This is a genomic window from Acidithiobacillus sp. TH-A36 (genome assembly GCF_057473445.1).
The window spans coordinates 1-3,838 of record NZ_JBYCKP010000003.1 but is presented as its reverse complement, the minus strand read 5'-3'; the positions used below and the strand labels follow the sequence as shown (position 1 = coordinate 3,838).

General features: G+C 53.1%; 5 protein-coding genes. All 5 read left to right on the top strand.

Going from position 1 to position 3,838, the window contains the following annotated elements; genetic code table 11:
* Positions 1-546 (top strand): outer membrane beta-barrel protein (locus tag AC2VLY_RS00060; RefSeq protein WP_486921563.1); only part of this gene is annotated, 546 nt, incomplete at its 5' end.
* 79 nt (positions 547-625) lie between these two features.
* Complete coding sequence (locus AC2VLY_RS00055; protein ID WP_486893709.1) at positions 626-1,171, top strand: OmpA family protein; 546 nt, start codon at positions 626-628, stop codon at positions 1,169-1,171.
* A gap of 211 nt (positions 1,172-1,382) precedes the next feature.
* Positions 1,383-2,363, top strand: coding sequence for a pyruvate dehydrogenase (acetyl-transferring) E1 component subunit alpha (pdhA, locus tag AC2VLY_RS00050; RefSeq protein WP_300249865.1), 981 nt, complete (start codon positions 1,383-1,385; stop codon positions 2,361-2,363).
* On the top strand, positions 2,356-3,336 hold the full coding sequence (locus AC2VLY_RS00045; protein ID WP_300249868.1) for an alpha-ketoacid dehydrogenase subunit beta: 981 nt from the start codon (positions 2,356-2,358) through the stop codon (positions 3,334-3,336). The genes pdhA and AC2VLY_RS00045 overlap by 8 nt, the downstream gene beginning before the upstream one ends.
* Positions 3,337-3,389: 53 nt before the next feature.
* Positions 3,390-3,838: biotin/lipoyl-containing protein (locus tag AC2VLY_RS00040; RefSeq protein WP_486921562.1), on the top strand; the 449-nt coding region annotated here is incomplete at its 3' end.

Sequence of the window (3,838 nt, the reverse complement as noted above, 5' to 3'; positions counted from 1 at the left end):
AGTTATGCGATCAACGGCTCCAATACGCTCAGCTTTTATGCGCAAGGCTCTTTGGGGAAATCCCGTCTAAGTTCTAATGATGTAGCTTATAGTGCCTTAGGTAATGAAAGCCAGATTTATGGTGTCGAATATGAATATAGTTCGGGACCATGGATGATTGAACCTTATTTTCAGTATATGCATACGCCAACTGCACCGTTGTTGGGCGTGAATCATGCGTTCGACAATTATGGTGGAGCATTATTGGCTGATTACAGCTTTACTAAAACAATCTCTCTCGGTACCCGAGTGGAATATCTGCGGGTTGGTGGGCCGTTGACTAATGGTGCGACAAGCGGAGCGGCTGCAACACTCACCGGGCTTCCATCCGATTCCCACGCATGGTCCATCACCCTCACCCCGACCTACCAGAGTGGTGGTTTCTTCGCCCGCGCTGAACTTTCTTACGTGACTGCCTCCGCACCTGCTGGACTCGGTTTCTCCGGCGCTGAGGGAACCAACACTAATCAACTGCGTGGCATGGTCGAAACCGGCTTCATGTTCTGATCGGTCATTTCATCAAAAGGGAGCCTCGCTGCTGCGGGGTTCTCCATCTAACGTATTTTGAGTTCAGGAGAATCCAAACATGAAACATGCTGCGCAATTATCCAGGTTACTGCTATTGGGGGCCGTTGTTGCCGCCTCGGGCTGTGGTTTATATGAGGTGACACCTTGCCCGGCTGGTCCTGCTCCGGTAGCCCCGGTGGTTTCTGCACAGACACCACCACCGCCTGCACCTATCGCCCCGGTAGAGCATACGGTGCTGGAAAGTAAGCCCATCACCATTACCGGTATCAATTTCAAAACCGGTTCTGCGCAGTTGATGGGGTCGGATATTGGCGTCCTCGATAAGGTGGCCGGTTTCGCCAAAATGCACCCGGATGCCACCCTGCATATTAATGGTTATTGCAGTAAAACAGGAAGTTATGCCTATAACTACAAGCTGTCCAAGGCGCGTGCGGGCAGTGTTGCCGGTTATCTCGAAAAGCGGGGTGTTGCTGCGGATCGCATGATGGTCAAAGGCTACTCCTATGAAGATCCCATTGCTACCAACACGACCCCGGCTGGTCGTTTCAAAAACCAGCGGGTTGAAATCAATTCCAGTGTCATGGTGCGTACTACCGTCAAATAAAGTTTTATGACGGCCGTTTGCGCTTTTTTGTGATGGCCCGCTTGGTCTTTATCAAGCGGGTTTTTTAAAGATACGGCGCTGGAATGACCCACGCGATATCCACTACTCTTGACGCTTTGCAGTAGCCTAGGCCATCATCTCCATGACTTTGGCTGAATTTTCACTATGACCACGTCTGCGGACGCGGTCCATTATTTTGTCTGGGAGGACCATGGACGCCACGGACCAGAAGCGCCTGTTGCGTGAAATGCTTTTTGCCCGCCGCTTTGAAGAACGCTGCGCGGAGGCTTATCACGAACGTCAGATTGGCGGTTTTTTACACCTTTATCCGGGTGAGGAAGCCTGCGCGATTGGCGTTTTGGAGAAGGCCCAAACGGGTTCTGATTATGTGGTGACCGGGTATCGGGACCACATTCATGCCCTCAAATCCGGCATGGACCCCAAAGCGCTGATGGCCGAGCTTTTCGGTAAGGAAGCCGGTTGCTCCAAGGGCCGGGGTGGTTCCATGCACTTGTTCGACCCAGACGTGCATTTTATGGGCGGTTACGCGTTGGTTGGCGGGCCCTTCCCGCTGGCAGCCGGCTTTGCCAAGGCGATCCAGTTGCGCGGTGGTCAGGAAATCTCTATCTGTTTTCTGGGGGATGGTGCCAACAACCAGGGGACCTTCCATGAAACCATGAACATGGCAAGCCTGTGGAACCTGCCGGTGCTGTTTATCTGCGAAAACAACCTGTATGGCATTGGTACGGCCATTGAGCGTTCGACGGTGGAAATCAACCAGTACAAACGCGTGGCACCTTACGGCATCGAAGCAGCGCAATGTGATGGGCAGGACATTGATATTGTCATGGCACATGCCGAAAAAGCCGTGAATTATGTGCGCGAACAACGCAAGCCCTATTTCCTGGAACTCATGACCTATCGATTGCGCGGCCATTCCATGTCTGACTCCGGTGCCTATCGCAGCAAGGAAGAAGTGGAAGAATGGGCGCAGCGCGACCCCATCGGTATTTACAAGCGTCGTCTGGTAGAAGCCGGCGTGGTGACTGAAGATGAATTCCATGCCATGGACAAGGCGGTTCAGGACGAAATCGAGAACGAAGTGGTGCGTTACGCTATTGAATGCCCGGAACCGCGCGTCGAGGATGTAGCGCGTTACGTCTATACCGAAGGAGGCAACAACCATGGCTGAGTTAATGTATTGGCAGGGAATTCTGCGTGCCCACGATGAAGAAATGGCGCGTGACCCGCTGGTATTTGCCATGGGTGAGGATATTGGTGTCGCTGGCGGTACCTACAAGGCGACTTCAGGACTTTTCGCCAAATATGGAGAACAGCGGGTTATTGATACGCCTATTTCCGAAAACAGCTACACCGGCATTGGTGTGGGTGCTGCCATGATTGGTGCCCGCCCCATCGTCGAAATCATGAGCGTGAATTTTGCCTGGCTGGCCATGGATCAGCTCATGAATAACGCGGCGAAAATTCATTACATGTCGGGTGGACGGATTCGTTGTCCCTTTGTCATGCGCGTTCCCGGTGGCACGGCGCATCAGCTGGGTGCCCAGCATTCGGCGCGGATGGAAAAAGTATTCATGGGAATTTCCGGCCTGCGCGTGGTGACTCCGGCTACCCCCCGGGATGCTTATGGCTTGCTGAAAAGTGCCGTACGTTCAGATGATCCGGTGGTGATTATCGAACATGAAAGCATGTATAACCTCAAGGGCGAAGTGCCGGACGAGGAGTTTTTCACCCCGCTGGAAGGAGTGGAAATCATGCGTCCGGGTAAGGACGTCAGCATTTTTGCCTACAACATCAGTGTGCATTGGGCATTGGACGCGGCCAAAAAACTGGCCAGCGAGTATGGTATTGATGCTGAAGTGATTGATTTAAGGGCCTTGAAACCTTTGGATCGTGCCGGAATTGCTGCCAGCGTGCGCAAAACCCATCATGCCATCATCGTGGAAGAAGACGAAGCTCCGGTCGGTGTTGGTTCGGAAGTCATGGCCATCATCAATGAAGAATGCTTTTTTGATCTGGATGCGGCGCCGGTGCGAGTGCATGCCCTGGATATTCCCATTCCCTACAATCATCGCCTGGAAAAGGCGGCGATTCCCAATGCCGGGGATGTGATTGCTGCGGTAAGGAAGATGTTTGGCCGCTAAGGCCGCACTTCTCTCGATATGTTTTGATCTACAGAAACTCAATAGGGTGAAAAATGGCTGAACCTTACGTCATCAAGATGCCGCAACTGACCGATACTATGACGGAAGGGGTGGTCGTTTCCTGGGAAAAACCCATTGGCGCTCGGGTCGAACGCGGCGATGTGGTGGCGACCATCGAAACGGACAAGGCGATCATGGATGTGGAAGTGTTCCGCTCCGGCTATCTGGCGGGTCCTTTGGCAGCGGTGGATAGTGTCATGCCGGTTGGTGCGGCCATGGCCTATCTGACGGAAACGCCGGATGAGGCTGTATCCCCGGTTCAGGATGCCCCAGTTCAAAGTGCGCCTGCCCTTGCTTCAGAACCGACAAAACCGACAGAATCTGAAGCAGTTTCAGGGCATGCCATCAAAATGCCACAGCTTTCCGATACAATGACTGAAGGCGTGCTGGTGTCCTGGGAAAAATCTCTGGGCGATAAAATCCAGCGTGGCGATGTGGTGGC

Coding starts and splice junctions, on each gene's coding strand:
- AC2VLY_RS00055 (WP_486893709.1), top strand. CDS start 626: ATGAAACATGCTGCGCAATTATCCAGGTTACTGCTATTGGGGGCCGTT.
- pdhA (WP_300249865.1), top strand. CDS start 1,383: ATGGACGCCACGGACCAGAAGCGCCTGTTGCGTGAAATGCTTTTTGCC.
- AC2VLY_RS00045 (WP_300249868.1), top strand. CDS start 2,356: ATGGCTGAGTTAATGTATTGGCAGGGAATTCTGCGTGCCCACGATGAA.